This is a genomic window from Thalassovita sp. ABM4_323, assembly GCF_056158665.1.
This window is the reverse complement of record NZ_JBSWTS010000007.1, coordinates 3340414-3367007: the sequence shown is the minus strand read 5'-3', so window position 1 is coordinate 3367007 and position 26594 is coordinate 3340414. Positions and strand designations below refer to the sequence as shown.

28 protein-coding genes are annotated in these 26594 nt (G+C 62.3%); 19 read left to right on the top strand and 9 right to left on the bottom strand.

Annotated elements, in window-relative coordinates; translation table 11 throughout:
• Positions 1–3 precede the first annotated feature (3 nt).
• From ruvB to folD, 15 genes are all read left to right on the top strand, one after another.
• Positions 4–1029: a Holliday junction branch migration DNA helicase RuvB gene (ruvB, locus tag ACXADQ_RS19165; RefSeq protein WP_475325104.1), complete on the top strand. Its 1026-nt coding sequence runs from the start codon at positions 4–6 to the stop codon at positions 1027–1029.
• Between the two features lie 96 nt (positions 1030–1125).
• A complete protein-coding gene (locus ACXADQ_RS19160) occupies positions 1126–1746 on the top strand; it encodes a hypothetical protein (RefSeq protein WP_475325101.1) in 621 nt (206 codons plus the stop codon).
• Complete coding sequence (thpR, locus tag ACXADQ_RS19155; RefSeq protein WP_475325097.1) at positions 1746–2306, top strand: RNA 2',3'-cyclic phosphodiesterase; 561 nt, start codon at positions 1746–1748, stop codon at positions 2304–2306. Before ACXADQ_RS19160 ends, thpR begins: the two co-directional genes overlap by 1 nt.
• A 36-nt stretch (positions 2307–2342) precedes the next feature.
• Positions 2343–2729 (top strand): tol-pal system-associated acyl-CoA thioesterase, encoded by a 387-nt coding sequence (gene ybgC, locus ACXADQ_RS19150; protein ID WP_475325093.1) that lies wholly within the window; start codon positions 2343–2345, stop codon positions 2727–2729.
• Between the two features lie 112 nt (positions 2730–2841).
• Positions 2842–3537 (top strand): protein TolQ, encoded by a 696-nt coding sequence (gene tolQ, locus ACXADQ_RS19145; protein ID WP_475325088.1) that lies wholly within the window; start codon positions 2842–2844, stop codon positions 3535–3537.
• Positions 3538–3540: 3 nt separating this feature from the next.
• Positions 3541–4023 (top strand): protein TolR, encoded by a 483-nt coding sequence (gene tolR, locus ACXADQ_RS19140; protein ID WP_475325085.1) that lies wholly within the window; start codon positions 3541–3543, stop codon positions 4021–4023.
• Between the two features lie 5 nt (positions 4024–4028).
• Entirely contained in the window at positions 4029–5114 is a 1086-nt protein-coding gene (locus ACXADQ_RS19135) for an energy transducer TonB (protein ID WP_475325083.1), read from the top strand.
• Positions 5111–6430 carry a Tol-Pal system beta propeller repeat protein TolB gene (gene tolB / locus ACXADQ_RS19130; protein WP_475325080.1) on the top strand — a complete coding sequence of 440 codons (1320 nt, stop codon included), beginning with the start codon at positions 5111–5113 and terminating at the stop codon, positions 6428–6430. The genes ACXADQ_RS19135 and tolB overlap by 4 nt, the downstream gene beginning before the upstream one ends.
• Before the next feature lie 78 nt (positions 6431–6508).
• Positions 6509–7000 (top strand): peptidoglycan-associated lipoprotein Pal, encoded by a 492-nt coding sequence (gene pal / locus ACXADQ_RS19125; RefSeq protein ID WP_475325077.1) that lies wholly within the window; start codon positions 6509–6511, stop codon positions 6998–7000.
• A 12-nt stretch (positions 7001–7012) separates the two neighbouring features.
• Positions 7013–7828 carry a tol-pal system protein YbgF gene (gene ybgF / locus ACXADQ_RS19120; RefSeq protein ID WP_475325074.1) on the top strand — a complete coding sequence of 272 codons (816 nt, stop codon included), beginning with the start codon at positions 7013–7015 and terminating at the stop codon, positions 7826–7828.
• Positions 7829–7857: 29 nt separating this feature from the next.
• The gene (gene tilS / locus ACXADQ_RS19115; protein WP_475325070.1) at positions 7858–9051 is read left to right on the top strand and encodes a tRNA lysidine(34) synthetase TilS; all 1194 of its coding nucleotides are present in this window, start codon (positions 7858–7860) and stop codon (positions 9049–9051) included.
• Between the two features lie 80 nt (positions 9052–9131).
• The gene (ftsH, locus tag ACXADQ_RS19110) at positions 9132–11048 is read left to right on the top strand and encodes an ATP-dependent zinc metalloprotease FtsH (RefSeq protein ID WP_475325068.1); all 1917 of its coding nucleotides are present in this window, start codon (positions 9132–9134) and stop codon (positions 11046–11048) included.
• A gap of 78 nt (positions 11049–11126) precedes the next feature.
• A complete protein-coding gene (locus ACXADQ_RS19105; protein ID WP_475325065.1) occupies positions 11127–11894 on the top strand; it encodes a methyltransferase domain-containing protein in 768 nt (255 codons plus the stop codon).
• A 137-nt stretch (positions 11895–12031) separates the two neighbouring features.
• Positions 12032–13708, top strand: a complete 1677-nt coding sequence (locus tag ACXADQ_RS19100; protein WP_475325062.1) for a formate--tetrahydrofolate ligase — start codon at positions 12032–12034, stop codon at positions 13706–13708.
• Positions 13709–13869: 161 nt separating this feature from the next.
• Entirely contained in the window at positions 13870–14772 is a 903-nt protein-coding gene (gene folD, locus ACXADQ_RS19095; protein WP_475320443.1) for a bifunctional methylenetetrahydrofolate dehydrogenase/methenyltetrahydrofolate cyclohydrolase FolD, read from the top strand.
• Positions 14773–14817: 45 nt separating this feature from the next.
• Here folD and ACXADQ_RS19090 read toward each other — a convergent pair whose 3' ends face one another.
• Together ACXADQ_RS19090 and ACXADQ_RS19085 are read right to left on the bottom strand one after the other, a co-directional pair.
• On the bottom strand, positions 14818–15279 hold the full coding sequence (locus tag ACXADQ_RS19090; protein WP_475325059.1) for a hypothetical protein: 462 nt from the start codon (positions 15277–15279) through the stop codon (positions 14818–14820).
• Between the two features lies 1 nt (position 15280).
• Positions 15281–15679 carry a DUF2306 domain-containing protein gene (locus tag ACXADQ_RS19085; protein WP_475325055.1) on the bottom strand — a complete coding sequence of 133 codons (399 nt, stop codon included), beginning with the start codon at positions 15677–15679 and terminating at the stop codon, positions 15281–15283.
• 93 nt (positions 15680–15772) lie between these two features.
• Between ACXADQ_RS19085 and ACXADQ_RS19080 the strand changes: the two genes are divergently transcribed.
• Entirely contained in the window at positions 15773–16525 is a 753-nt protein-coding gene (locus tag ACXADQ_RS19080; RefSeq protein ID WP_475325051.1) for a LytTR family DNA-binding domain-containing protein, read from the top strand.
• A gap of 5 nt (positions 16526–16530) precedes the next feature.
• Here ACXADQ_RS19080 and ACXADQ_RS19075 read toward each other — a convergent pair whose 3' ends face one another.
• The gene (locus ACXADQ_RS19075) at positions 16531–16986 is read right to left on the bottom strand and encodes a PaaI family thioesterase (RefSeq protein ID WP_475325047.1); all 456 of its coding nucleotides are present in this window, start codon (positions 16984–16986) and stop codon (positions 16531–16533) included.
• 205 nt (positions 16987–17191) lie between these two features.
• Here ACXADQ_RS19075 and ACXADQ_RS19070 point away from each other — a divergent pair, with 205 nt between their 5' ends.
• The gene (locus ACXADQ_RS19070) at positions 17192–17914 is read left to right on the top strand and encodes a LytTR family DNA-binding domain-containing protein (protein WP_475325044.1); all 723 of its coding nucleotides are present in this window, start codon (positions 17192–17194) and stop codon (positions 17912–17914) included.
• Between the two features lie 395 nt (positions 17915–18309).
• Here the strand turns inward: ACXADQ_RS19070 and ACXADQ_RS19065 are convergent, their stop codons facing one another.
• The 6 genes from ACXADQ_RS19065 to ACXADQ_RS19040 are packed head-to-tail and all read right to left on the bottom strand — an operon-like array spanning position 18310 to position 25590.
• Positions 18310–19497 carry an acetyl-CoA C-acyltransferase gene (locus tag ACXADQ_RS19065; protein ID WP_475325040.1) on the bottom strand — a complete coding sequence of 396 codons (1188 nt, stop codon included), beginning with the start codon at positions 19495–19497 and terminating at the stop codon, positions 18310–18312.
• The gene (locus ACXADQ_RS19060; protein ID WP_475325036.1) at positions 19497–21164 is read right to left on the bottom strand and encodes a long-chain-fatty-acid--CoA ligase; all 1668 of its coding nucleotides are present in this window, start codon (positions 21162–21164) and stop codon (positions 19497–19499) included. The genes ACXADQ_RS19065 and ACXADQ_RS19060 overlap by 1 nt, the downstream gene beginning before the upstream one ends.
• A 20-nt stretch (positions 21165–21184) precedes the next feature.
• Positions 21185–21952 (bottom strand): SDR family oxidoreductase, encoded by a 768-nt coding sequence (locus ACXADQ_RS19055; RefSeq protein ID WP_475325030.1) that lies wholly within the window; start codon positions 21950–21952, stop codon positions 21185–21187.
• Complete coding sequence (locus ACXADQ_RS19050) at positions 21952–23265, bottom strand: 3-hydroxyacyl-CoA dehydrogenase (RefSeq protein WP_475325020.1); 1314 nt, start codon at positions 23263–23265, stop codon at positions 21952–21954. Before ACXADQ_RS19050 ends, ACXADQ_RS19055 begins: the two co-directional genes overlap by 1 nt.
• Complete coding sequence (locus ACXADQ_RS19045) at positions 23262–24578, bottom strand: acyl-CoA dehydrogenase family protein (RefSeq protein WP_475325017.1); 1317 nt, start codon at positions 24576–24578, stop codon at positions 23262–23264. The genes ACXADQ_RS19050 and ACXADQ_RS19045 overlap by 4 nt, the downstream gene beginning before the upstream one ends.
• 1 nt (position 24579) lies before the next feature.
• Entirely contained in the window at positions 24580–25590 is a 1011-nt protein-coding gene (locus tag ACXADQ_RS19040) for a phosphotransferase family protein (protein WP_475325013.1), read from the bottom strand.
• Positions 25591–25670: 80 nt separating this feature from the next.
• Between ACXADQ_RS19040 and ACXADQ_RS19035 the strand changes: the two genes are divergently transcribed.
• Together ACXADQ_RS19035 and ACXADQ_RS19030 are read left to right on the top strand one after the other, a co-directional pair.
• Positions 25671–26090 carry a LysR family transcriptional regulator gene (locus ACXADQ_RS19035; protein WP_475325009.1) on the top strand — a complete coding sequence of 140 codons (420 nt, stop codon included), beginning with the start codon at positions 25671–25673 and terminating at the stop codon, positions 26088–26090.
• A gap of 4 nt (positions 26091–26094) precedes the next feature.
• The gene (locus ACXADQ_RS19030; RefSeq protein ID WP_475325005.1) at positions 26095–26592 is read left to right on the top strand and encodes a LysR substrate-binding domain-containing protein; all 498 of its coding nucleotides are present in this window, start codon (positions 26095–26097) and stop codon (positions 26590–26592) included.
• The last annotated feature ends 2 nt before the right edge of the window (positions 26593–26594 follow it).

The following is a 26594-nucleotide window of genomic DNA, read 5'->3' as shown; positions in this document are numbered from 1 at the left end:
GACATGACCACGCCCGATCCCGCCCTGCGCGCCGACCCGATGCCCGAAGACAACGACCGCGCCCTGCGCCCGCAAGAGCTGGACGCCTTTATCGGCCAGGCCGAGGCGCGTGCGAACCTCAAAGTGTTTATCCAGTCCGCCCGGCAGCGCGGCGAGGCCATGGATCACACGCTGTTTCACGGCCCGCCCGGTTTGGGCAAGACGACGCTGGCGCAGATCATGGCGCGCGAGCTGGGGGTGAATTTCCGCATGACCTCGGGGCCGGTGCTGGCCAAGGCGGGCGATCTGGCGGCGATTCTGACCAATCTGGAAGCGCGCGATGTGCTTTTCATCGACGAAATCCACCGTCTGAACCCGGCTGTCGAAGAGGTGCTGTATCCGGCGCTGGAAGACTATGAACTGGACCTGGTGATCGGCGAAGGCCCGGCTGCCAGAACCGTGCGGATCGAGCTTCAGCCGTTTACCCTGGTGGGCGCGACCACGCGGCTTGGCCTGCTGACCACGCCACTGCGGGATCGGTTCGGCATTCCCACGCGGCTGCAATTCTACACGGTCGATGAACTGAATGAGATCGTCACCCGCAATGCCCGCCTGTTGGGGGCGCCTGCCGATGGCGACGGGGCGCGCGAGATCGCCAAACGCTCGCGCGGGACGCCCCGGATCGCAGGGCGGCTGCTGCGCCGCGTGGTGGATTTCGCGGTGGTCGAAGGAGACGGCCGCGTCACACAGGCCATCGCTGATCATGCGCTGACCCGGCTGGGCGTGGATCATCTGGGATTGGACGGGGCGGACCGGCGCTATTTGCGCTTGATTGCCGAAAATTACGCCGGGGGTCCCGTGGGGATCGAAACCATCAGCGCGGCCCTCAGCGAAAGCCGCGATGCGCTTGAGGAAGTGATTGAACCGTTTCTGCTGCAACAGGGCTTGATCCAGCGCACCCCGCGCGGACGGATGCTGGCGCAAAAGGGCTGGACGCATTTGGGCATGGCCGCGCCCAAGGCACCGGGGCAGGCGGATATGTTCGGCTGACTGCGTCACCTGAGTGCTGGCGGATCGGTTGCGTATTGGGTATTTGGGCCAAGAAAAAGCACAAGCGGGGCGGCCAGCCCCGAAAGAGGAGCGCCCATGACCCCGGATGAGATTGAACGCTTGTTTACCCGCAGCGACGGAACCTATGTGTTTGCGCGTTGGGGGCGGCCCATCGTGCCGATCGTCTTTGGCGTGGATGACAAGACGCTGGAGACCGTGAAGGGTGCGATAGAGGCGGTGGTCGCCTTGGCCGGACATAAGATGGCCGAGACCGATCCCGAGCTGGGCGCGAACCTGATGTTCTTTTTCTTCCGCGAATGGGACGAATTGTTGGATTTGCCGGATCTGGGCCGGATGATCCCCAATCTGGACACGCTGGTGGCCAAGCTGAAGGCGGGGGACGCGAACCAGTACCGCGCCTTCCGGTTTGACGATCAGGGGGCGATTCAGGCCGGGTTCGTGTTCCTGAAAATGCATTCCGAGCTGTCGCGCCTGCCGGCCGAGACTCTGGCGCTGAGCCAGGTGGTGCAGTCCATGCTGATCTGGTCGGATGCGGCCTTTGCGGATCAGTCGCCGTTGGCGGTGGCTGGCGAGGCGACGATTTTGCGCCCTGACATCGCGGGGGTGATCCGGGCCGCTTATGACGAGGTGATGCCGGTGGCGGCCGACGATGCCTCGCATGCGTTGCGCTTGTTCGCGCGGGTGCAGGCGGGCTAATGCGGCTGTTCGTGGCGCTGGACCCGTCCGAGGGGCTGCGCGACGCCTTGATGGATCTGCAGGACGGGTTGGGCCTGGGGCGCGAGGTGGTGCCCGAGAACCTGCACCTGACCCTGGCCTTTCTGGGGGATCAGCCTGACTCGGCGCTGGAGCTGTTGCACGATATGCTGGGGGCCGTTCGGGCCGAACGCGTGCGGTTGACCTTGCGCGGGGTTGAAATGTTCGGCGGACAGCGCCCCAGTGCGGCGGTCGCCTTGGTGGAAAAGGTGCCCGAATTGGGGGCGTTGCAGGACAAGGTGGGGCAAGCGGTGCGCATGGCGGGGATGGAGCTGCCACGCCGCCGCTTCAAACCGCACTTTACCCTGATGCGCCTGCCGCGACATCTGCCGGACTATGCCGAGACCCGGATCGCGGCCTGGTTGGGGCGCTATGGCGATCTGGTGCAGCCGGGCGGCGAGGCGTTGCAGTTCACGCTCTACCAATCGACCTTGCGCGAGGATGGGCCGATCTATGACCCTTTGGCGCATTATCCGCTGGTTCCGGCGGGGGAACCTGCCTAGGGTGCGGCCAACGCAGGCAACACGCGGTGGACTGACATGCACAAGCTTACTATCCGGGTCTATTACGAAGATACCGACATGGCCGGGATCGTCTATTACGCCAATTACCTGAAATTCATCGAGCGCGGGCGCAGCGAATGGGTGGCCGATCTGGGCATTGATCAGCTGGCCTTGAAAGAGGACGAGGGGCTGGTTTTCGTCGTGCGCCGGGTCGAGGCCGATTATCTGGCCCCAGCCAAGATGGGCGATGATCTGGTGGTGGAAACGGAAACCATGTCCTCGACCGGGGTGCGCTGGATGCTCAACCAACGCGTGATGCGCGGCGAAGAGGTGCTGTTTCAGGCTGTTGTGACGGTGGTGATGATGTCCGACACCGGACATCCGGCCAGAATGCCAGCAAATATCCGCCAACTGGTCCACTAATTCTACCCAATCACCCGGGAATGACGCCATTGTGTTGGCTTTCCCCTTAGAGATCGGCTATTTTTGCCTGTAAACAAGGTCCACAAATGGGCCGATAACAAAGAGCAGGCTAATGGAAACAGAGACCCTTGCGCTGGCGCAGGAGATTGATTTCTCCATGTGGGCGCTGTTCGCGCGCGCGACCCTGACCGTGAAACTGGTGATGATCCTGCTGATCGTGGCCTCGTTCTGGTCGTGGTCGATCATTATTCAGAAAACCATCAATTACCGGCTGGCCCGTCGCGAGGCGGATCGCTTTGACCGTGCCTTTTGGTCGGGCGAACCGCTGGACGAGCTGTTCGACGAAATCGGGGCCGAACCCTCGGGCAATTCGCAAAAGGTATTCGCGGCCGGCATGATCGAATGGCGTCGCTCGCATCGCGCGGATGGGGGCATGATTGCCAACGCGCAGGCGCGCATTGATCGGTCCATGGATGTGGCCATCGCCAAACAGGCGGAAAAGCTGCAAAGCGGGCTGCCGGTGCTGGCCTCGGTTGGCTCGGTTGCGCCGTTTGTGGGGCTGTTCGGCACGGTTTGGGGCATCATGCATGCCTTTATCAACATCGCCGAGCAGCAGAACACCAACCTGGCCGTTGTGGCACCCGGTATTGCCGAGGCATTGCTGGCCACCGGCCTGGGCCTGCTGGCCGCGATCCCGGCGGTGATCTTCTATAACAAACTCAGCGCCGATGCGGATCGGATCATTGCAGGGTATGAGGCCTTCGCCGACGAGTTCGCCACCATCCTCAGCCGCCAGCTGGACGCCTGAGCCATGGGTGCGGGTGTCATGCAGAAAAGCGGATCAGGCGGGCGGCGCAGACGTCACCGCCGGGGTGGCGCGCAGCCAATGTCGGAAATCAACGTCACGCCCTTCGTGGATGTGATGCTGGTGCTGCTGATCATCTTTATGGTTGCCGCGCCGCTGATGACAGTGGGTGTGCCGGTTGAACTGCCCAAAACCGCCGCCAATGCGCTGCCCTCGGAACAAGAAGAGCCGCTGGCGTTGACCATCACCGCCGAAGGCACCGTGATGATCCAGAAAACCGAGGTGCCGATGGCCGATCTGGTCAACCGGCTGCGCGCCATTGCGGCCGAGCGTGAAGGCGACCGGGTGTTCCTGCGCGCGGATGGGGCGGTGCCCTATGAAACCGTGGTGCAGGTGATGGGTGCGCTGAACCGTGGTGGTTTTAGCAATATCGGGCTGGTTACGGATACTGGCGGGCCTGCCCTGGACGGCGCGGCTCAGGACAACTAGGGCGCATGAGTGCGGGTCACTATATCTCGGGGGTTGGCCATGCGGGGCTGATCGGCTGGCTGCTGCTGGGCGATGCTTTTGCGCCCTCGCCAGACCCGTTTGAAGTGACCGAAGTGGCCGTGATCTCGACCGAGGAATTCGACCAGATCATGGGCATAGTGACGCCCCCTCAACCCGAGACCGAAGCCCCGACACCCCCCGTGATCACCCCGCCCGAAGAGGCAGAGCCGCTGCCCGTGGCACAACCCGCGCCTGATCCTGAACCCCAGCCACGTCCGGAACAGCCCGTGGTGGAACCCGCCGCGCCGCCCGATGACAGCCCGGATGTGACCCAGATCGTGGCTCCGCCGCCGACCGAGGTCGAAGATACCCCGCCCGAAATCACGCCCCCGCCGGAACCCGAGGTGGTTTTGGCGCCCAAGACGTCTCTGCGCCCCAAACCGCGCCCCGCCGCGCGTGTGGCCCCTGAACCCGTGGCCCAGCCCGAACCGGATGCGCGCCCCGATGATGTGGTGCGCGAAGAGGTGACCAAGGACGAAGCAGGCGAGGTTCAGAAAGAAGAGGCCGAGGCCACCGCCCCCGAGGAAGCCGCCAAAGAGATCGTGACCGAGGCCGAAGAGGCCGCCAGCGCACCCAGCCGGTCGCTCAGACCCAAAGCGCGGCCATCGCGCCCCGCTCCTAAGCCTGCAGAGGATGATTTCCGCAGCGCCATCGAACAGGCCGTGGCCGACGCCGCCGCCGAGTCGCAACCCGCCGCGCCCTCGGGGCCGCCCCTGACCGCCGGGGAAAAGGATGCGCTGCGCGTGTCGGTACAACGGTGCTGGAACACTGGCTCGTTGTCGTCCGAGGCACTGCGCACCACCGTCGTGGTCGCCGTCAGCCTGTCCGAAGAGGGCAAGCCGGATATTGGCTCGATCCGCCTGGTGTCCAGTCGCGGGGGCAGTGACAGCTCGTCCCGGCAGGCGTTCGAGGCCGCGCGCCGTGCGATCATTCGGTGCGGAGCCAGTGGCTATAATTTGCCGAAAGACAAGTATGCGCAGTGGCGCGACATTGAAATGACATTCAATCCGGAGAAAATGAGGATCAAATGATGAAAACTGTTCTGACCCTCCTGACGGCCATTTTTATGATGGGCCTTGCCCTGCCGGCCCAAGCGGCCCCTCTGCGGATCGAGATCACCGAAGGTGTGATTGAACCCTTACCCTTTGCAGTGCCGGACTTTGTGGCCGAAAACAGCAGCGCAAACCGTGTGGCGCGCGACATTGCCCGTGTGGTTGCCGAAGACCTGAGCGGCACCGGATTGTTCCGTGAAATCCCCGCCAAGGCGCATATCAGCAAGATCACCAGCTTTTCTTCGCCCGTACAGTTTGCCGACTGGAAGGCGATCAATGCACAGGCGCTGATCTCGGGCGCGGTCAGTCTGCAATCGGGTGGGCGCTTGGTGGTGAAGTTCCGCGTGTATGACGTGTTCGCCGGGCAAGAACTGGGCAACGGGCTGCAATTCGCGGGCACGCAGGATGGCTGGCGGCGCATGGCGCACAAGGTGGCGGATGCGGTGTATAGCCGGATTACGGGCGAAGGTGGCTATTTCGACAGTCGCGTGGTGTTCGTGTCTGAATCCGGCCCCAAGGGTGATCGGAAAAAACGTCTGGGCATCATGGATTACGACGGCGCGAATGTGCAGTACCTGACGGACAATTCCAGCCTGGTGCTCGCCCCGCGTTTTTCGCCCACTGGCGACCGGATCCTGTATACCAGCTATGAAACCGGGTTCCCGCGCATCTATGTGTTGGATGTGGCCAGCATCGGGCGGCGCGTGTTGCAGGATCAGCCCGGCACCATGAGCTTTGCGCCGCGTTTTGGCCCTGACGGTCAGACGGTGGTGTATTCGCTGACCCAAGGCGGCAATACCGACATCTACCGGATGGACATCCGCAGCGGGAAATCGCAGCGGCTGACCAGCTCACCCTCGATCGAAACCGCCCCCAGCTTTAGCCCCGACGGCAGCCAGATCGTGTTTGAAAGCGACCGTAGTGGCACGCAACAGCTGTATGTCATGAATGCCAGCGGGGGCACGCCCAAGCGGATCAGCTTTGGTCAGGGGCGGTATGGTACGCCTGTCTGGTCGCCGCGTGGTGATCTGATCGCCTTTACAAAGCAATCCAAGGGCCGGTTCCACATCGGCGTGATGCGCACGGATGGATCCGAGGAACGCCTGCTGACGGCCTCGTTCCTGGACGAGGGCCCCACCTGGTCGCCCAATGGCCGCGTGATCATGTTCACGCGCGAAACCCAAGGGGCCAGCGGCTCGGCCAGCCTGTACACGGTCGACATCACCGGACGGAACCTGAAACGGGTGAAAACGGTCAGCGGGGCCTCGGATCCGGCCTGGTCGCCGCTGCAATGACGCGGCGGCGGGTCCATTCCCACGCGGGCCACAATGTGATAAATCTAGGAAAAACATAAAATCGAGTAGGGCAATTCCATGAAACATCTGACGCGCGCCGTATTGCTGACGTCGATCCTGGCCCTGGCGGCCTGTTCTGATCCGGGTCGCTTTGGCGATGACACTGTGAACCTGAACGGATCTGGCTCGGCCAGCGATCCAACGTCGCCACTGTATTTCCAGGAAAGCGTGGGCGACCGCGTGTTTTTCGCGGTCGACCAGTCGAACCTGGGCGAAGAGGCCAAGTTCACCCTGGACGCACAGGCCGAATGGATGATGACCAACTCGGATTACACCGCCATCATCGAAGGCCACGCGGACGAACAGGGCACGCGCGAATATAACCTTGCGTTGGGGGCCCGTCGCGCCAATTCCGTGCAGGAATACCTGGTGTCGCGCGGGGTGTCGCCCTCGCGTCTGAAGGTGGTCAGCTATGGCAAGGAACGCCCGATCGAGATTTGCAGCCAAGAGGCGTGCTATGCCAAGAACCGCCGGGCTGTGACCATCATTTCGGTCGATTACACCGGGTAAAAGGATTTAGGAATGCGTTGGGTTTTTGCTGTCATCTTTGCTGCGTGTGTTGTGCCCTCGGTCGGGGTGGCCCAGAGCCGGACGCAGACCTTGGCCGATATCCGGCAGGAATTGTCGGTGCTGTATGTGGAAATCCAACGGCTGAAGCGTGAGCTGAGCACCACTGGCGCGCCTTCGGGTGTCGGGGGGGGCTCGGTTCTGAATCGCGTTGATGCGATTGAACAGCAGATGCAGCAGCTGACCGCCAAGACCGAACAGCTGGAATTCCGCATCAACCGGATCGTGGCCGACGGCACCAACCGCATCGGCGATCTGGAATTTCGCCTGGTTGAACTGGAAGGCGGCGATCTGAGCAAGCTGGGCGAGACCTCGACCCTTGGCGGCGAAGATCAGGGCGCCGCGGTGCCCGTGGCCCAGCCTCCCAGCACTGGCGGCGCGCAACTGGCCGTGGGCGAACGTGCTGATTTTGATGCGGCGCATAACGCGATGATGAATGGGGATCACGCCGGGGCCGCGCGCAAGTTTTTGGCCTTTACCGAGGCCTATCCCGGCAGCCCGCTGACCTCGCAGGCGTTTCTGCTGCGGGGCAAAGCCTTGGCCGAGATGAAGGATACCCCCGCCGCGGCGCGGGCCTTTCTGACCGCCTTCAGCACCGATCCGCAGGGGGACGATGCCCCCGAGGCGCTGTTTTTGCTGGGCCAGTCGCTGGCGGATCTGGGGCAGACACAAGATGCCTGTGTGACACTGGGCGAGGTGGGCGTGCGGTTTCCGACCTCGGCCTCGGTTGAACCGGCCATGGTCGCGATGGAGCAACTGGGCTGTCAGTAACCGATCTTCCTTCTGAATTCGCCACGCAGATGGCGCGGATCCCGGCCTCTCGGCTGGGATTGGCCGTTTCCGGGGGCGGAAATTCGATGGCGATGCTGCGGCTGGCGGCAGGCTGGGGGCAGGCCGAGCTGCAGGTGGTCACGGTGGATCACGGATTACGCCCCGAAGCCGCGCAAGAGGCCCAGATGGTGGCTCAAGCCTGTGCCGGGCTGGGCCTGCCGCATACAGTGCTGCGCTGGCAGGGCTGGGACGGCAGCGGCAACCTTCAGGATCGCGCCCGGGCGGCCCGCTATGGCCTGATCGCCCAATGGGCAGTGGCGCAGGGCCTAAGCGACATATTGTTGGCCCACACGATCGAGGATCAGGCGGAAACCTTTTTGATGCGGCTGGCCCGAGCCTCGGGTGTGGACGGGCTGTCGGCGATGTCCGATCGAGTCACGGATGGCGTGCGCTTTCATCGGCCTTTGCTGAGCGCGCGTCGGTCGGATTTGCGGACCTATCTGTCCGGGCTTGGTCAGGAATGGGCCGAGGACCCCTCGAATGACGATATGACCTATGACCGGGTCAAACTGCGCGCGCGGGCTCAGGATCTGGCGCAGATCGGGCTGACGGCTCAGACCTTGGCGCAGGTGTCGGAAAACCTGGCGCTGGCCAAAGCGGCGCTGAACTGGGCTTTGGAGGGGTTTGTGCGGGACCATGTGCAGATGGTTGGGCCGGATGTAACCGTGAATGCGGGCGCCTTTGCGCTGTTGCCGACCGAACTGCGGCGCCGGTTTCTGGTTGCCGCGCTGCGGTGGATCTCGGGGGCAGAGTATGCCCCGCGCCGCGCAGCTGTCGATGGGATGCTGGCGGCAATCGAAGCCGGACAGGGGGCCACGTTGCACGGGTGTCGCCTGACGCAGCGCAAGCAGCGCCTGTGGCTGTTTCGTGAATACGCGGCGGTGGCCGATCTGACGGCGAAGCCCAAAGAGGTTTGGGATAACCGGTGGATCCTGACCGGCCCCGCTCAGCCGGACGATGTCGTCGCGCCGCTGGGCGCAGCGGGCTTGGCGCAATTGGCCGAGCGAAATCCCTACCGCCCCGCCGCAGCTTTGCACGCTGATCCGGCTGTGTGGCGGGCTGGTGGGCTGATTGCTGCTCCTCTTAGCGGTTGGTCCAATCAATGGCGGGCTAAACCTGCGCCATACCGCACAGATTTCGTTTCCGCCCTTTCCACGCATTGAAGATGGGTGCATGATCTCTATTTAAGTACGGTGGCGGCTGTGATAGGCGCAGAGCCAACGAAGATTTAGGGAGACTTTCCTTGGGCAACGCGAAAAATATCGCCTTTTGGGTCGTACTGTTCCTGCTGGTCCTCGCCCTGTTCAATCTGTTCAGTGGCTCTGGCTCGACCTTGCAGAACCAGTCGATCCCGTATTCTGACTTCATTCAGGCGGTCGAAGAGGAACGGGTCAGCAAAGTGACCCTGGACGGAGAGAAAGTGACATACCGTGGCACCGATGGGCGCGACTATGTGACGATCAAGCCCGACGACGCCGAAGTCACCAAGATTCTGATCGAAAAAGGCGTGCCGGTCACGGCCGAAAGCCAGGAACAATCGGGATTCCAGTCGTTTATCCTCAGTTTGCTGCCGTTCTTGCTGCTGATCGGTGTGTGGATTTACTTCATGAACCGGATGCAAGGTGGCGGTAAAGGCGGGGCCATGGGCTTTGGCAAATCTAAGGCCAAGCTGCTGACCGAAAAACAGGGCCGCGTGACCTTTGATGACGTTGCTGGCATCGACGAGGCCAAGGAAGAGCTGGAAGAGATCGTTGAATTCCTGCGCAACCCGCAGAAATTCTCGCGTCTGGGCGGCAAAATTCCCAAGGGCGCGCTGCTGGTGGGCCCTCCGGGTACTGGTAAAACCCTGCTGGCCCGTGCCATCGCCGGCGAGGCGGGTGTGCCGTTCTTCACCATCTCGGGCTCGGATTTCGTGGAAATGTTTGTCGGCGTGGGCGCCTCCCGTGTCCGTGACATGTTCGAACAGGCCAAGAAAAACGCACCTTGTATCGTGTTCATCGACGAGATCGACGCCGTGGGCCGTGCCCGTGGCGCTGGCTATGGCGGTGGCAATGACGAGCGCGAGCAGACCCTGAACCAGCTGCTGGTCGAAATGGACGGGTTCGAGGCCAACGAGGGTGTGATCATCCTTGCCGCGACCAACCGCCGTGACGTGCTGGACCCTGCGCTGCTGCGTCCGGGCCGCTTTGACCGTCAGGTCACCGTGCCCAACCCCGACATCAAGGGCCGCGAGAAAATCCTGGGCGTTCACGCGCGCAAAACCCCGCTGGGCCCTGACGTTGATCTGCGTATCATCGCGCGTGGTACCCCCGGTTTCTCGGGCGCGGATCTGATGAACCTGGTCAACGAGGCCGCGCTGATGGCCGCTCGTGTGGGCCGCCGCTTCGTCACCATGGAGGACTTCGAGAACGCGAAGGACAAGGTGATGATGGGGGCCGAGCGCCGCTCGATGGTGCTGACGCAAGACCAGAAGGAAAAGACCGCCTATCACGAGGCTGGCCACGCCATTGTTGGCCTGACCCTGCCGAAATGTGACCCGGTCTATAAGGCCACCATCATTCCGCGCGGTGGTGCGCTGGGGATGGTGGTCAGCCTGCCTGAAATCGACCGCCTGAACTGGCACAAGTCCGAATGCGAGCAGAAACTGGCCATGACCATGGCTGGCAAGGCCGCTGAGATCCTGAAATATGGCGAGGATGACGTGTCCAACGGCCCGGCTGGGGATATCCAGCAGGCCTCGGGTCTGGCGCGCGCCATGGTGCTGCGCTGGGGCATGTCCGATAAGGTCGGCAACATCGACTATTCCGAGGCGCACGAGGGCTATTCTGGCCAGACGCCCGGCTTCTCGGTGTCGGCGCATACCAAAGAGCTGATCGAGGAAGAGGTGCGCACCTTTATCCAGGACGGCTATGACGAGGCGATGCGCATCCTGAAAGAGCGCGAGGAAGAATGGGAACGTCTGGCGCAGGGCCTGCTGGAATACGAGACCCTGACCGGCGAAGAAATCGAGCGCGTGATCCGTGGCGAGCCCCCCCATGCGGGCCCCGACGAGGATGACAGCTCGGACGCGGGCAACGCGCCTTCGGTCACGGCCATTCCCAAGACCAAACCGAAGAAATCTCCGCCCGAAGGTGGGATGGAACCGGAACCAACCGCATAAGGATCAGCCGGGGGAGACCCCGGCTTTTCTTTTGTTTTACGGCATGGTATACAAATGTATGCAGAACAGGGGCGTGAAATGACGGACTGGAACCCAAGCACGTATCAACGCTTCTCGGATCTCAGGTTGCGGCCGGCGCTGGATCTATTGTCGGCGCTGCCCCCGCTGCCCAATGGGGACGTGATTGACCTTGGATGCGGGGCCGGGGCGGTGGCGGCGGATCTGACCACGCGATTTTCCGGGTGCGATCTGATCGGCGTGGACAGCTCGCGCACCATGTTGGACAAGGCGGCAGAGCTGGGTCTGTACACGAGGTTGGATCAGGCCGATATCGCGCTGTGGCGCCCGCATCAGCCGCCCGCGCTGATCTTTTCAAACGCCGCGCTGCATTGGCTGCCGGATCACCACCGCCTGCTGCCAGACTTGGCCAAGTCCCTCGCGCCAGAAGGTGTTCTGGCCGTGCAGGTGCCGCATCAGAACCCTGCGCCCTCGCATCGGACATGGGTGGATCTGGCCACGCAGATGTTTGCCGGACAGGTCGATACGGACAACGGCCCCGGCATTCTGACCCCCGAGGACTATCACGACATTCTGGCCCCCCTTGGCGAGGTCCGCATCTGGCAAACCGAGTACCTGCAACGGCTAGTACCCGTCGCAAAGGGCCATCCGGTGCGCCATTTCACCGAATCCACCTTTGCGCGGCCGATTTTGAACGCGCTGTTCCCCGCCGAGCAAACGCAGCTGATCGCCGCTTACGAGGCCAAGATGGCCCAGGCCTATCCCCTGCGCGCTGACGGGTCCGTTCTGTTTCCCTTCCGGCGGCTGTTTTTCACCTTGCAGGTCTGATCGTCACTGTAAACCACGCCGCAACTCGGTGTGGAAATGTCGGATTTGCGGTCCCGATGCGAATTTGGTCGCGCTATACCAAAGGCATGACAAACGGTGCCCCCGTTCAGCCAATCGGGGGCAGAGGGAGACCCGTGATGAGCTACAAATCTGACATCGAAATCGCGCGCGAGGCCGACAAGAAACCGATTCAAGAGATCGGAGCGAAACTGGGTATCCCCAGCGACCATCTGCTGCCCTTTGGTCATGATAAGGCCAAGATCGGGCAGGACTTTATCCGCTCGGTTCAGGATCGCCCGGATGGCAAGCTGATCCTTGTCACGGCAATCAACCCGACCCCGGCGGGCGAGGGCAAGACCACCACGACCGTCGGCCTGGGCGACGGGTTGAACCGGATCGGCAAAAAGGCGGCGGTCTGCATCCGCGAAGCCTCGCTGGGCCCGTGCTTCGGGATGAAGGGCGGCGCGGCCGGGGGTGGATATGCGCAGGTTATCCCGATGGAAGAGATGAACCTGCATTTCACCGGCGATTTCCACGCCATCACCAGCGCGCATAACCTGCTGAGCGCGATGATCGACAATCATATCTATTGGGGCAACGAGCTGGGCATTGACGAGCGCCGCGTCACCTGGCGCCGTGTGATGGATATGAACGACCGGGCGCTTCGGGACATGGTGACCTCGTTGGGTGGGGTCGCAAACGGGTTTCCGCGCCAGACAGGCTTTGACATCACCGTCGCGTCGGAGGTCATGGCGATCCTGTGCCTGGCCCGCGATTTGGAGGACCTGCAACAGCGCCTGGGCGACATTATCGTGGCGTATCGGCGGGACCGTTCGCCCATTTATGCCCGCGACATTCAGGCGGATGGCGCGATGACGGTGCTGCTGAAGGACGCGATGCAGCCCAATCTGGTGCAAACGCTGGAAAATAACCCGGCCTTTGTGCATGGCGGGCCCTTCGCCAATATCGCGCATGGCTGCAACTCTGTCATTGCCACGACGACGGCGCTGAAACTGGCCGATTACGTGGTCACTGAGGCCGGGTTCGGGGCCGATCTGGGCGCTGAAAAGTTCATGAACATCAAGTGCCGCAAGGCAGGCCTGGCCCCCGACGCTGTGGTCATCGTCGCCACGATCCGCGCGATGAAAATGAACGGGGGTGTGGCCAAGGCTGACTTGGACGCTGAAAACGTGCAAGCCGTGATGGATGGGTGCCCCAATCTGGGCCGTCACATCGCCAACGTGAAATCCTTTGGCGTGCCCGTGGTGGTGGCGATCAACCATTTCGTCTCTGATACCGAGGCCGAGGTGCAGGCCGCAATGGATTTCGTCGCCGCGCAGGGCAGCGAGGCCATCTTGTGCCAGCATTGGGAAAAGGGCAGCGCGGGCACCGAAGCCCTGGCGCAACGCATTGTCGAACTGACCGAGGGCGACTGGTCCGGTTTTGCACCGCTCTATCCCGACGACATGCCCCTGTTCCAAAAGATCGAGACCATCGCCAAGCGCATCTACCACGCCGACGAGGTGCTGGCCGACAAAAAGATCCGCGATCAGCTGCGCGCGTGGGAGGATGCGGGCTATGGCCATCTGCCGATCTGCATGGCCAAGACGCAGTACAGTTTTTCGACCGATCCGAACCTGCGCGGGGCGCCCACCGGCCATTCCGTCCCCATTCGCGAGGTCCGTCTGAGCGCCGGTGCCGGCTTTGTTGTCGTGATTTGCGGAGAGATCATGACCATGCCGGGACTTCCTCGTCGCCCCAGCGCCGAACAGATCATGCTGAACGATCTGGGGCAGGTCGAAGGCCTGTTTTAGGCGCGGTTTCCCTTTGTGCAGGGACGCGCGCGGATCGGAAACCCTTTGATGCGATTTCTGCTGGATTCGCACCCGGATGGTCTGGTCTCGCGCTGCTCTAGGCGCTAAACGCTTCGTGAAACTTGGGCGTTGGCCCGCTGACCAAACGAAAGGGGCTTCCCATGACCGCAACCATCATAGACGGCAAGGCGTTTGCGGCGGATGTTCGGGGGCGTGTGGCGCAGCATGTGGCGCGCTTGAAAGAAGAGCAGGGGCTCACGCCCGGGCTGGCGGTTGTGCTGGTCGGCGAGGACCCGGCCAGCCAGGTTTACGTGCGCTCCAAGGGCAAGATGACCGTCGAGGTCGGCATGAATTCGTATGAACACAAGCTGCCCGCCGACACGCCCGAGGCGGATCTTTTGGCGCTGATTAACCAATTGAACACCGATCCTGCGGTACATGGGATTCTGGTGCAGCTGCCCCTGCCGGATCATCTGAACGAGGATCTGGTGATCAACGCGATCGATCCGGCCAAGGATGTGGACGGGTTTCATATCTCGAATGTCGGGCTTTTGGGTACCGGCCAGAAATCCATGGTGCCCTGCACGCCGCTGGGCTGTCTGATGATGCTGCGCGACCATCACGGCAGCCTGTCGGGGATGAACGCCGTGGTGATCGGGCGCAGCAATATCGTGGGCAAGCCCATGGCGCAGCTGCTGCTGGGCGACAGCTGCACGGTGACGATCGCGCATAGCCGCACGCAGGATCTGCCGGGCGTGGTGCGCGGGGCGGATATCGTGGTGGCGGCCGTGGGCCGGCCCCAAATGGTGCCGGGCGACTGGATCAAACCGGGCGCCACGGTTATCGACGTGGGCATCAACCGCATCGACGCACCCGAGCGCGGCGCGGGCAAAACCCGCCTTGTGGGCGATGTCGAGTTCGACAGCTGCGCAGCCGTGGCCGGAGCCATCACCCCGGTGCCTGGCGGCGTCGGCCCGATGACCATCGCCTGCCTGCTGGCCAACACCCTCACCGCCTGCTGCCGCGCAAACGACCTCTCTGAACCAGAAGGGCTGACCGCCTGAGGCAGCAAAAGCATGGGCGCCTCCGGGGAGGCGCCCCTGTCCGTTTCACGTACGCACCGTTTGAATAGCGCGGCCCAGGAAACTGCCCGCACACACGCCCAGGATACCGGCCAGCCCTGCCACAAAACCCGGGGCCACCAGAACCGAAGGCGCCACGGCCTGCAGCACGCCTGTCGCAAAATTCGACCAGAATAGCAGCATCATTGCACTCAGGGTAAGCCACTCTCCGCGCAGCGAAACCCACCGGCCTTCGCGCGCGATCAGCCAGCGCGATTGCAGCCTTGCGCCCACCAGCCCGCCGAGGATCAACGCACCAGCCCATACGCACCACCCCCAAACCGGAGCGGGCAGTCCGGACAGCGTGCGCAGGCTCAGCACCCCCAGCAAAGGGAGCGCCAGGATCAGCACCAGCGGGGCCCGACGTGTGCGGGTGGCGCGCAGGCCCACCACCAGAAGCAACAAAAAGAGGGGCCAAACCCAGAGCGGGGCATTTGTCAGAAGGGTCATGTCAGGCTCCGAAAATAACGTGGTTCATGATCCGGCCCGGCAGCATGGTGAACAGACCTGCTCCGATCAGGGCTCCGTAAACCAGCGCCAGCATGGCCTTGCGATGGCGGCCGACCTTGCGACGGCGGATGTTGACGATGGCGAAAACCAATGTTCCCAGGGTGAAAACGGACAGAAGGTGGATTGGGCTGAATGCCCCCCAGACGCGTATTTCCGTGATCCAAAAGCTAGAGACTGCCACGATCGCCATCCCTGCGACCCAGGCCCAGCCCAATCCTTTGTGCAGGGACGATCCGCGCGGGATCAGGAAAATCGTGATGGTCAGCGGGATCAGCGCCAACGCCGCGATGGCATGGGCCTGGATCGCGAAAGAGGCTGACAAGAGCGGAGAAAGCGTCATGAAGAATACCTTGTTGGATGCGTTTGCCCTTGGATGGCGCTATAGACGGGGCGAACCAAGACAGGTTGCGCAAAAGGGCAAGGAGATACGCGAGTGACCGGATTTTCGGGCTTCCTTTCATCGACGCTTCGCGAACGGCAGGGGGTGATTGTGCCCTTGGCGATCTGGATTGTGCTGTCGCTGCTGGCGGCCTTGGCGGGTCCGTTCGAAACCTATCTGTTGCTGCCCTTTCTGCCGCGCCTGGCCTATTGGGCGGCGGTTGTGGGGGGATCGGTTTTGCTGGATGCGGCGTATCGCCGGTGGGTCCCGTGGCGTTCTGTACCGTTGCGTGCCGTCGGGCGTTTGGGGTTTGCGCTTGTTCTGGGGGCGCTGGTGCATGGGCTGAATGCGGCGGTGTTTTCCGATTGGATGGGCTGGGGCGCGTGGCTTTGGCTGGTGGGAGTGGTTTGGATCATCGCCGTCGCTGTCGAAGGGTTGGTGGCGCTCAGCATCGTGGTGCATGGGGTCAGCGCAGAGCCCACTGCCGCCAAGATCGCACCAGATGCAGCCCTTCAGCAGAGACTGCCATTTGACAAGCGCGGGGTCCTTGTTCGGCTCGAGGCGCAGGATCACTATCTGAAGGTCGTGACAGGGGCGGGCGAGTTGCTGATCCTGCTGCGCCTTGGAGATGCACTGAGCGAGCTATCCCAGTTCGACGGTCTGCGCGTGCATCGCTCGCATTGGGTGGCGCGCGATCAGGTGCGCGAGGCGCTGCGCCAGGACGGAAGGCTGCGGCTGCGCATGAGCGACGGGGCAGAGATCCCGGTGTCGCGTACCTACAAGGCGACGGTTCTGGAGACTTTGTAGCGCGATCACAGCGGCACGGGGACCATCGTGCCTTGCAGAACCGCGATCAGTTTTTCCTGCGGGCCGTCGGGCCCGTTTGTCTGGGCGAAAACCTCGGACGAGACCACAATCAGCCGTCGCCCGGGTTTCAGAACTTTGCCTCGTGCGATCAACAGATCGGCGCGGGCCGGGGCCAGCAGGTTGATCTTTATCTCTGCGGTTACGACCTCGTGGTCCAGTGGGATTGTGGTTAACGCCGCATAGCCCGCGGCCGTGTCCCCCAGCGCGAAACTCAGCGCCGCGTGCCCATGGCCCTGCTGTTGCATCGCACCGGGAAGAATCGGCGCCGTGATTTCGACTCGGCCCGGATTGACCGCCCCCAGCTGCGCGCCGAAGGTGGTCATCATGCTTTGCCGGTCAAAACTGGTCTGAATTCTGGACCGCAACTGCGCCGAGGTCTGCTGTTGGTTGTTTTGCCCCATTGGCTGGCTCTCCGTATGCGCGAGTGACTTGCAACAACCCTGAGTTTTGCACCCCGCGTGGTCTGGCGCAACCTTGAGATTGGGGTATATAAGGATTTGTTATTAGACGGTTTTTGTTATGACGCTCGACAGTTTCGCGACTCTGATCTCTGTTTGCAAACGCTCTGCAACACGATTGTGGACCCGTAGAACTCTGGCTGTTTGGTTGCTGTTTGCCTCGGCGGCGACCATCATGGCGCCGTTCCATTCCTCGCAGATTTTCGTTTGGCCCTGGTTGGCCGTCTACTGGTCGGTGGTAATTGGTCTGGCCATTTTGTTCTCGGTCGTTTTGTCCGAAATACTGGCCCTTTGGTGCACAAATCGGTTGGCCTGGCAGTTCGAGCTGACCCGAATGCTGGGAATGTGCCTGCTGTTTACACCGGTCCTGTATGGCTGGACCATCTACCTGGCGCGGATCCCCGAAGTGATCCCAAGTTTCTGGATCATGGTGGTTTTGGTCGCGTTGACCGGCATCATCGTGCATGCGTTGCGCCGCATTTTTCAAGCCGAGACGCTGGCCTTTCTTGTCCGAGAGGACGGATCCGTGGCCTTGGGCGCAGCCGCAGACGTGATCCCCGAACCACGCCTGATGCGCCGCCTGCCAGACGGGTCGGAGGGCCCAATCTTGCGTCTTTCCGCCAATGGCCATTTCGTCGAGGTTCATCTTCCGAAGGAAACCCATACGCTGCGGATGCGCTTCACCGACGCGATCGACGAGATGGATGGCGTTCCTGGGGATTGCTGTCATCGGTCGCATTGGGTGACCTTTGCCGCGGTGACCGGGGTCGAGCGCGACAATGGCCGGGTTTTTCTGACGATCAGCAACGGTGAACTGGTGCCGGTCAGCCGGACCTACCGCGCCCGAATGGAGGCCGCGGGGTTTCTGTAAGCAATCTTGTTAACCCGTTAATAATAATGGCGTTTCTCAGCGCCTTTCCAGCCCTCCGACATAGAACGCGCCGATATCAGGTCATGTGGACCTTTCATTGGAGCAACGGACTCGGGTGCCCCAGTATGGTTGTGACGGGGCGCACCTGACCAAGTTTACGGCCCTCTCAAATAATGAAGACGCCCATGAAACGAAGGTCGTTTCAGGCGTCGACAGTTGTGCGGTGCAGTGCCGATGATGATCAATCCTGTGGCCATCCGGTACGCACAACGCAAGAGAAAGGGGGCTGCGCGGCCCCCTTTCCATTTCCTGACAGATCGCATGAAAAAGGGGCCGTTTGGCCCCTGTTTCGTGGTGTGGAGAACGCGACAGCCGGGAAATGTCGCCCCAGACGGTTAGGCCGGGAAAATCTCGAACAGGCCAGCGGCGCCCATGCCGCCAGCGATACACATGGACACGACACCGTATTTGGCACCGCGACGCTGGCCCTCGATCAGCAGGTGGCCGGCCAGACGGGCGCCAGTCATGCCGAACGGGTGCCCCACGGAAATCGAGCCGCCATTGACGTTCAGTTTCGCCGGATCGATGCCCAGCTTGTCTGCGCAATACAGCGCCTGGCTGGCGAAGGCTTCGTTCAGCTCCCACAGGTCGATATCGTCCATGCTCAGGCCGGTTTGTTTCAGCAGCTTGGGGATGGCGAAAACCGGGCCAATGCCCATCTCGTCGGGTTCGCACCCGGCCACGGCAAAGCCGCGCAGTGCACCCAGCGGTTTCGCGCCCGCAGCGGCGGCCATGTCGGCCTCCATCACCACACAGGCCGACGCGCCGTCGGACAGTTGCGAGGCATTGCCCGCCGTCACGAACTTGTCGGGGCCCATCACCGGGTCTAGCCCAGCCAGGCTTTCGACGGTGGTTTGAGGGCGGTTGCATTCGTCACGGGTGACGGTGGCCTCTTTCATCGAGACTTCGCCGGTTTCGCGGTCTTTCACAGCCATCACCGTGTCCATGGGGACGATTTCGGCGTCGAACAGGCCTGCCTCTTGCGCGGCAGCGGTGCGGCGCTGGCTTTCGGCCGAGAACACGTCCTGTGCCTCGCGCGAGATATCATAGCGCTGCGCCACGATGTCGGCGGTGTCGATCATCTGCATGTAGACGGCGGGTTTGTGCTCGGCCAGCCAGGATTCTTCCATATTGGATTTGTTCAGCACCGGCTGCACCATCGAGATGCTTTCCACACCTCCGGCAACAATCGCGCCTGCCTGACCCAGCTGCACAGCGTTCGAGGCCATGGCGATGGTTTGCAGACCCGAGGCGCAGAACCGGTTCACGGTTTGCGCCGCACTGCCGACGGGCAGGCCACCCCGGATGGCCGATTGGCGCGCGATATTCATGCCGGTTGCCGCTTCGGGAAAGCCGCAGCCCATGATCACGTCGTCGATCAGTGCGGGATCAACCTTGGCCCGTTCGACCGCGTGTTTGACCACGTGGCCGCCCATGGTGGCGCCATGCGTGGCGTTCAAAGAGCCGCGAAAGCTCTTGGCCAGCCCGGTGCGGGCGGTGGATACGATGACAGCGTCTTTCATTACGCGGATTCCTTGGTTTTGGCGTTTTCCTGTTCCTGCAGCTCGCGCCACAGAACTTTGCCCGAGCCCGATTTGGGCAGGGCGTCCACGATCTCCAGCTTGCGGGGCACCTTGTAGGCGGCCATCTGGCCGTGGGCCCATTTGGCCAGCTCTTTTTCGCCCAGCTCGGCGCCGGGTTTCAGCACCACGATCGCCTTCACGGTCTCGCCGCGATAGGGATCCTGGGTCGAGATGATGCAGGCCTCTTCGATGGCGGGGTGGTGGTACAGCTTGGCCTCGACCTCGGTCGGCCAGACCTTGTAGCCGCTGGCATTGATCATGCGTTTCAGGCGGTCCACGATGTAGACATAGCCCTCTTCGGTGACGCGGCCCAGATCGCCCGAGCGAATGAAGCGCTTGCCTTCGATCTCGACGAATGCTTCTTCGTTGGCCTCGTCATTGTCCCAATAGCCCAGCATGACCTGCGGGCCCGAGATCAGGATCTCGCCGATCTCGCCGGTGGGCATGCGTTCCAGAGTGTCCGGGTCCACGATGGCCACATCGGTGTTGAAGACCGGGATGCCGCCGCATTGCGCCTTGGGCAGGTGCGGGGGGGTGGCGGTCGAGGGCGCGATGGTTTCGGTCATGCCATAGCCTTCGAGGAAGGTCAGGCCGGTCATCTCTTGCAGCTTTTGCGCGACGGCCTCGGGCATGGCGATACCGCCGCCCCACAGAACACGCAGCGTGTCCAGATCATCGGGTTTCAGATCTTCGCGGTTCAGGAAATCGATCACCATCGTGGGCACGCAAGGCCAGGCCGAGACCCCGAATTCGCGGATCAGGCTGGCGGCGATATCACGGTCCCAGCGGGGCAGGATCACGGCGGTGCCCCCGGCCTCGATCGCCGAGTTCAGACCGGCCTGAAGGCCCACAACATGGAACATCGGTGCGACGGCCAGAAATACGTCGTCGCGCTCTAGTCCGAACCAGTCAATCATGCAGCGCGTGGCGTGCAGCGTGGTTTGGTGCGTGTGCATGCAGCCCTTGCCGCGCCCGGTCGACCCCGAAGTATAGGGCATCAGCACCAGATCGTCGGGTTTGCGATCAAACGGGGCAGGGGCGTGACCCGCGGCCAGCATATCGGCCCAGGCGGTAAAGGCCTCTGGCAGCGCGGCTTTGGGTTCAGCGATCGCGCCCGGAATGCCCGCAGGCGGGTTTTCCGGCAGGGCCTCTGAATAGGCGGTGACGATAACGTGGTCCAGAATGTCCTGAGCCAGCAGGGGTTCAAGCGTTTCCACCCGATCCTGCGCCGTCAGCACGGTGCGGATACCCGCGTTCTCGACGATATAGTCGGTTTCCGAGGTCAGGTTCATTGGGTTGATCGGCACGGCAACGCCGCCCGCTCGAATGATCCCGTACATGGCCACGGCGAACTGAGGCGAGTTTTGCAGATAGACCGCCACGCGGTCGCCCGGTTTCACACCGCAGACCTGTTGCAGATAGCCGGCCGTGCGTTCGACCTGATCGCCCAGTTGGGCATAGGTGGTGACGCGGTTGTAAAACACCAGCGCGGGTTTGTCGGGTGTCGCGGCGACATTGCGGAACAGGTTGTCGTTCAGCGTCCAGTCCGCAATCGGGACATCATGTGGCCGACCCAGGGGCCAGACCTTGTGTTGCAGTCGTTCCAATTCTCTCTCCCTCGGGTCGTTTAGGCGGTTGCGCCACCGTCCACGGCCAGGCATTGCCCGGTGATGTGGCGGGCCGCGTCGCTGACCAGGAACACGGCGGGGCCTTTCAAATCCTCGGCGCCGCCAAAGCGGTGCAGCGGGATCGTGGGCAGCAGTGTTTGTTCCAGCCGGTCAATCAGCTTTTCTGACATCTTGGACGGGAAAAACCCGGGCGCAAGCGCGTTCACATTGATATTGTGACGCCCCCATTCAGTGGCCAGCGCGCGGGTAAAGTTGATCATCGCCGCCTTCGAGCTATTATAGGCGATGGTGAACATGTCCGAATCCGCGCGGTTGCCCGCCAGACCACCAATCGAGGCGACGTTCAGGATCTTGCCCTCTTTGCGGGGCAGGAACGAGGTTTTCGCCACAGCCTGAGTCAGCACGAAAGGTGCGGTGATGTTCAGCGTCATCACCTTGTTCCAGCCGTCCAGCGGGTGATCCTCGGTCGGAGCGGCCCAGCTGGTCCCGGCGTTGTTGACCAGAATGTCGATCGGGCCGAACAGTCCGTTGGCATGATCCACGATGGACGGGATGCTTTCCAGATCGGACAGATCGCAGGCGATCGTCGCGACCGATGCCCCCTGTTTTTCAAGTTGGGCCTGCGCCTCGTCCAATTCCGGCTGTTTGCGCGCGGTCAGGATGACATTGGCGCCCGCGGCAGACATACCCTCGGCGATTTGCAGGCCCAACCCTCGGGAGCCCCCGGTGATCAGGGCAGTTTTGCCCGTCAGATCAAACAGTCCCATCAGGCGGTTTCCTTCATCAAAGAGGCCGGCAGTTTCCACGCGCTATCGGCGCGGCCACTGATCTGGCCATAATGTTCAGCAAGTTTCAGAATTTGGTCCTGCCCCAGCTCGTCCGCCAGGCGCATCGGTCCGCCCACACCCGCAGGGAAGCCATAGCCCGTGGTATAGACCACATCGATATCCGAGCCGCGCTCGGCCCGGTTTTCAGCCAGGATCGCCATGGCCTCGACCATCAGCGCGGTGATGACCCGGCCAACGATTTCGTCGCTGCTGATGGCGCGGCGTTGGATGCCCAGCTCGCGGCTGATCCGCATGATCAGAGCCCGGCTGTCTTCGTAGCAGCGCCCACGCGGCGTGGCGTCATCGTACAGATACCAGCCCCGTCCGGTTTTCTGACCGTACAGACCGGCCTCGCACAGGGCGTCGCCGATACGGGGTTGGAACGGCGGGTTCGGCCTTTCGGCGCGCTGTTTGCGCACGCCCCAGGGGATGTCGTTGCCCACAAGGTCCAGCGCGCGGAACGGGCCGATGGCCATGCCCCAGCTTTCCAGCGCATCGTCTACGTCTTGCGGAAAGGCGCCCTCTTCGACCAGATACATCGCTTCCTGGTGGAAGCGGTCAAACAGGCGGTTGCCGATAAAGCCATCGCCATTGGCCGCGATCACCGCGCGTTTGCGGATTTTCAGCGCCAACGCCATGGTCAGCGCCAGCGTGGCCGGATCTGTTGCGGTGGCGGGAATGACCTCGAGCAGGGGATTTACCTGCGCAGGAATGAAAAAATGTGTGCCCAGGAACCGGCCGGGGGTTTTCAGAGCCGAGGCAATGGCATCCACATCCAGCGTCGAGGTGTTCGAGGTGATCAGCGCCTCGGCCCCAACCACGGCTTCGATTTCCGCCATGACCTTTTGTTTCAGCGACATGATCTCGGGGACGGCCTCGACCACCAGATCGCAGCCTGCAAAGGCGCTGATCGCGTCAGCAAAGGTAAAGCGGGCCATTTGCGCGGCAGCGCCGGCCTCGTCCAGTTTGCCTTTCTTCAGCGACCGGTCGGTCAGACCTTGCAGATGGGCCTTGGCCGCATCCAGCGCTTGTTGTGCGGGATCAACCAGCGTGACCTGATGCCCGGACTGGGCAAAAGCCATGGCGATGCCACGCCCCATGGCGCCAGCCCCCAACACACCCACGGTGCTGATCCCGGCGGGATCAGCATGCGGCGTGTCGGGCACCTGGCCAGCGACCTTGATTGCGTCAGCCAGATAGGCCTGGACCTGATCCAGCTGGCGCAGTTCGTTCAAACGAGCCTCGGTGCTCATTCCGCAGCCTCGTTGCCCAGGGCTGCAAGAGCGGCGGCCACACCGGGGCGCATATCGGTTTCGCTGGCGCGATCCGGCGCGGTGTAGAAGCGGTGCGAGTCCATCGGACCTTTTTGCGCGGCCTTGATCATCGAGCGGCCCAGCGAACGCAGGTGCACCTCGTCGGGGCCATCGGCCAGACGCAGGCAGCGGGCCATGGTCCACAGATCGGGCAGCGGCGTATCCGGGGTTACACCCATGCCACCAAAGACCTGGATGGCGCGGTCGATGACCTTGCCCTGGATTTCGGGAACCACGACCTTGATCATGCCGATTTCGTTGCGGGCCTCTTTCGAACCGACATTGTCGATCATCCAGGCGGCTTTCAGAACCAGCAGGCGAGCTTGTTCAATTTCGCAACGGCTGCGGGCGATCATTTCCATGATGACGCCTTGCTCGTGCAGGTATTTGCCAAAGGTTTTGCGCTCCAGCGACCGTTCGACCATCAGCTCCAGCGCCAGTTCGGCCTGACCCAACGAGCGCATCATGTGGTGGATGCGGCCCGGTCCAAGGCGCGCCTGTGCCAGCGCAAAGCCCGATCCCTCTTCGCCCAGCAGGTTCGAAGCAGGCACGCGCACGTCTTTGTAGACAACCTCGCAGTGGCTCTCATAGCTGTGGTGGTTCATCACGGGGATGTTGCGGGTGACGGTGATGCCGGGGGTGTCCATCGGCACCAGGATCATCGACTGCTGCTTGTGACGGTCGGCATCGGGGTCGGTTTTGCCCATGACGATGCACAGTTTACAGTTCGGCGAGGCCGCCCCGGTCGAGAACCACTTGCGCCCATTGATGACGTATTCGTCGCCGTCGCGGCGGATCAGGGTCTGCACGTTGGTGGCGTCGGACGAGGCCACGTCGGGCTCGGTCATGCCAAAGCACGAGCGGATTTCACCGTTCAGCAGGGGCTTGAGCCATTTTTCCTTTTGTTCGTCAGTGCCGAACATGTGCAGGATTTCCATGTTGCCGGTGTCCGGCGCCGAGCAGTTGAATACCTCGGAGGCCCAGGGCAGGCGGCCCATGATTTCAGCCAGCGGGGCATAGTCCAGGTTGGACATGCGGGTGCCGGGTTCGTCGTCTTTCAGCGCGGGCAGGAACATGTTCCACAGGCCTTCGGACTTCGCCAGGGCCTTGAGGTCGTTCATGAAAGACAGCGTGTAGGTGCCGTTATGCTGTTCGGCCATGAAGTCCTTGTGTCGCGGAATGACATGGTCCTCCATGAAGTTCCGAACGCGTGCCTGCATCTCCAGGCTTTTTTCAGAAAAGGTGAATTCCATATCAGTCTCCTGCAAGTTCTAGTCCGTGCCGGGCCCAGACCCGGCTAAGGTGGTCGATGCCTTCGGCGCTGCCCACACCCTGCGCGGCGCGGGCAACAATGCCCTCAAAGATCACGGCAAGGCGGAAATAGGCGAAGGCGGTGTAGAAGGGGCTGTCGTCCAGCGGCAGCCCACGGTTTTCGAAATAGCGCGCGGCATAGGCAGCGCGGCTGGGGATGCCCAAAGCATCCAGATCACGATCCCCAAGACCGTGATATTCTTCGGCCAGGTTGGTCCAGGGCATCAGGTTATAGCCCAGGTCCGACAGCGGGTGGCCCAGCGTCGACAGTTCCCAATCCAGCACGCCCAGAACCTCGGGTTTGGTGGGGTGGATGATCAGGTTGCCCAGGCGATAATCGCCATGCACCAGCGTGGTTTCATCATCGCTGGGTTTGTTGTCGGCCAGCCAGGCGGCCAGTTGCGGGATCTCTTCGATCTCGCGGGTTTTGCCGGCCTCGTATTGCTTGGTCCAGCGAGCAATCTGGCGGTCAAAGAACCCGCCCTGACGGCCGTAATCTGACAGGCCCACGGCCTCGATATCGACCGAGTGCAGCTTGGCCAGCGTATCATTCATCGCCTCGAACAGCGCACCGCGATCGGCGGGGCTCAGCTCGGGCAGGCTGTTGTCGTGGAACACGCGGCCATCCAGGCGTTCCATGATGTAGAACGGGGTGCCGATGATCTCGCGATCTTCACAGTAATGCGGGGTCGCGGGGACAGGCACGCCGGTGCCTGCAAGCGCGTTGATCACTCGGAACTCGCGGTCAATCGCATGGGCCGAAGGCAGCAGTTTGCCCGGCGGCTGTTTGCGCAGCACATAGCGCTCGCCGCCAAAGTCCATGAAGTAGGTTGGGTTCGAGTGGCCGCCAGCGATCTGGTCCAGCGCAACCGGACCCGAGCCCGGTAGAACGCCGCTTAGATAGTCCGAAAGCGTGTTCGGGTCGAATGGCAAAGTGCCGTCATTGGTCGTCATGTGTTCGCCTCCCTGTTGACAGATGCCACATGCTGACGACATAAGAAAATGAATTACTAAGATGTATGGACATAGATGTCATGAATATATCTCGCACAGACCTGAACCTGTTTGTTGTCTTCGAAGCGATTTACTCGCAGGGCGGGGTGACCCGCGCGGCGGAAACGTTGCACCTGACCCAGCCCACGATCTCTCATGCGTTGGGGCGGCTGCGCGAGCGCGTCGGCGACCCCTTGTTCGTGCGTCATGGTCAGCGGCTGGTGCCAACCCCGCTGGCGCAGAAAATGATTGGCCCCACGCGCGAGGCGTTGAAGCTGTTTGAAACCACCCTGGGCGAGCTGGACGGCTTTGATCCCGAGACCGCGGAAATGCACTTCTCGATCGGGATGAGGTCCTTGATGGAAAACAGTTTTTTCCTGCCTCTGGTGATGCTGCTGAAGTCCGAAGCGCCCAAGGTGACGGTGTCGTCGTCGCCCCTGGATCGGCGCCGAAATCGATAGCGATTTGTCCGCCGGTGAGATCAACGCGGCCATCGACGTTTTTCTGCCTCTGTCGCCGGATATTCGGCGCGAACACCTGATCTCGACGCCGTCGGTTGTGGTGGCGCGTCAGGGCCATCCAATGGTGGATGGCGACGTCGGCCTGGAGGACTATCTGGCGCTGGATCATATCATTGTGACCTCTCGCTCGCAGGGGATGGGCCCCGAGGATGTGGCCCTGTCGCGGGACGGGCATTCCCGGCGAATCGTTGCGCGGGTTCAGCAGATCAACACGGCGATGCGGGCGGTTGCGGCCTCGGATATGGTGCTGACGATGGCCGAGGTCTTCGCGCATCGCGCGAATGTCTGGTTTGACAACCAGATCGTGCCGGTCCCCTTCGAAGCGCCGCGCGTGGATGCCTATTTGTACTGGCATTCGAATGCGGATGCGGACCCCGCCAACAAGTGGCTGCGCAGCATGGTGAAAAGCTGTGTCGCAGAAACCGATTGGACGGGGCCCTGATC

What these genes read in the sequence shown, in the direction of transcription:
- ruvB (WP_475325104.1), top strand. Translation starts at nt 4, where the DNA reads ATGACCACGCCCGATCCCGCCCTGCGCGCCGACCCGATGCCCGAAGAC.
- ACXADQ_RS19160 (WP_475325101.1), top strand. Translation starts at nt 1,126, where the DNA reads ATGACCCCGGATGAGATTGAACGCTTGTTTACCCGCAGCGACGGAACC.
- thpR (WP_475325097.1), top strand. Translation starts at nt 1,746, where the DNA reads ATGCGGCTGTTCGTGGCGCTGGACCCGTCCGAGGGGCTGCGCGACGCC.
- ybgC (WP_475325093.1), top strand. Translation starts at nt 2,343, where the DNA reads ATGCACAAGCTTACTATCCGGGTCTATTACGAAGATACCGACATGGCC.
- tolQ (WP_475325088.1), top strand. Translation starts at nt 2,842, where the DNA reads ATGGAAACAGAGACCCTTGCGCTGGCGCAGGAGATTGATTTCTCCATG.
- tolR (WP_475325085.1), top strand. Translation starts at nt 3,541, where the DNA reads ATGGGTGCGGGTGTCATGCAGAAAAGCGGATCAGGCGGGCGGCGCAGA.
- ACXADQ_RS19135 (WP_475325083.1), top strand. Translation starts at nt 4,029, where the DNA reads ATGAGTGCGGGTCACTATATCTCGGGGGTTGGCCATGCGGGGCTGATC.
- tolB (WP_475325080.1), top strand. Translation starts at nt 5,111, where the DNA reads ATGATGAAAACTGTTCTGACCCTCCTGACGGCCATTTTTATGATGGGC.
- pal (WP_475325077.1), top strand. Translation starts at nt 6,509, where the DNA reads ATGAAACATCTGACGCGCGCCGTATTGCTGACGTCGATCCTGGCCCTG.
- ybgF (WP_475325074.1), top strand. Translation starts at nt 7,013, where the DNA reads ATGCGTTGGGTTTTTGCTGTCATCTTTGCTGCGTGTGTTGTGCCCTCG.
- tilS (WP_475325070.1), top strand. Translation starts at nt 7,858, where the DNA reads ATGGCGCGGATCCCGGCCTCTCGGCTGGGATTGGCCGTTTCCGGGGGC.
- ACXADQ_RS19105 (WP_475325065.1), top strand. Translation starts at nt 11,127, where the DNA reads ATGACGGACTGGAACCCAAGCACGTATCAACGCTTCTCGGATCTCAGG.
- ACXADQ_RS19100 (WP_475325062.1), top strand. Translation starts at nt 12,032, where the DNA reads ATGAGCTACAAATCTGACATCGAAATCGCGCGCGAGGCCGACAAGAAA.
- folD (WP_475320443.1), top strand. Translation starts at nt 13,870, where the DNA reads ATGACCGCAACCATCATAGACGGCAAGGCGTTTGCGGCGGATGTTCGG.
- ACXADQ_RS19090 (WP_475325059.1), bottom strand. Translation starts at nt 15,279, where the DNA reads ATGACCCTTCTGACAAATGCCCCGCTCTGGGTTTGGCCCCTCTTTTTG.
- ACXADQ_RS19085 (WP_475325055.1), bottom strand. Translation starts at nt 15,679, where the DNA reads ATGACGCTTTCTCCGCTCTTGTCAGCCTCTTTCGCGATCCAGGCCCAT.
- ACXADQ_RS19075 (WP_475325047.1), bottom strand. Translation starts at nt 16,986, where the DNA reads ATGGGGCAAAACAACCAACAGCAGACCTCGGCGCAGTTGCGGTCCAGA.
- ACXADQ_RS19065 (WP_475325040.1), bottom strand. Translation starts at nt 19,497, where the DNA reads ATGAAAGACGCTGTCATCGTATCCACCGCCCGCACCGGGCTGGCCAAG.
- ACXADQ_RS19055 (WP_475325030.1), bottom strand. Translation starts at nt 21,952, where the DNA reads ATGGGACTGTTTGATCTGACGGGCAAAACTGCCCTGATCACCGGGGGC.
- ACXADQ_RS19050 (WP_475325020.1), bottom strand. Translation starts at nt 23,265, where the DNA reads ATGAGCACCGAGGCTCGTTTGAACGAACTGCGCCAGCTGGATCAGGTC.
- ACXADQ_RS19045 (WP_475325017.1), bottom strand. Translation starts at nt 24,578, where the DNA reads ATGGAATTCACCTTTTCTGAAAAAAGCCTGGAGATGCAGGCACGCGTT.
- ACXADQ_RS19040 (WP_475325013.1), bottom strand. Translation starts at nt 25,590, where the DNA reads ATGACGACCAATGACGGCACTTTGCCATTCGACCCGAACACGCTTTCG.
- ACXADQ_RS19035 (WP_475325009.1), top strand. Translation starts at nt 25,671, where the DNA reads ATGAATATATCTCGCACAGACCTGAACCTGTTTGTTGTCTTCGAAGCG.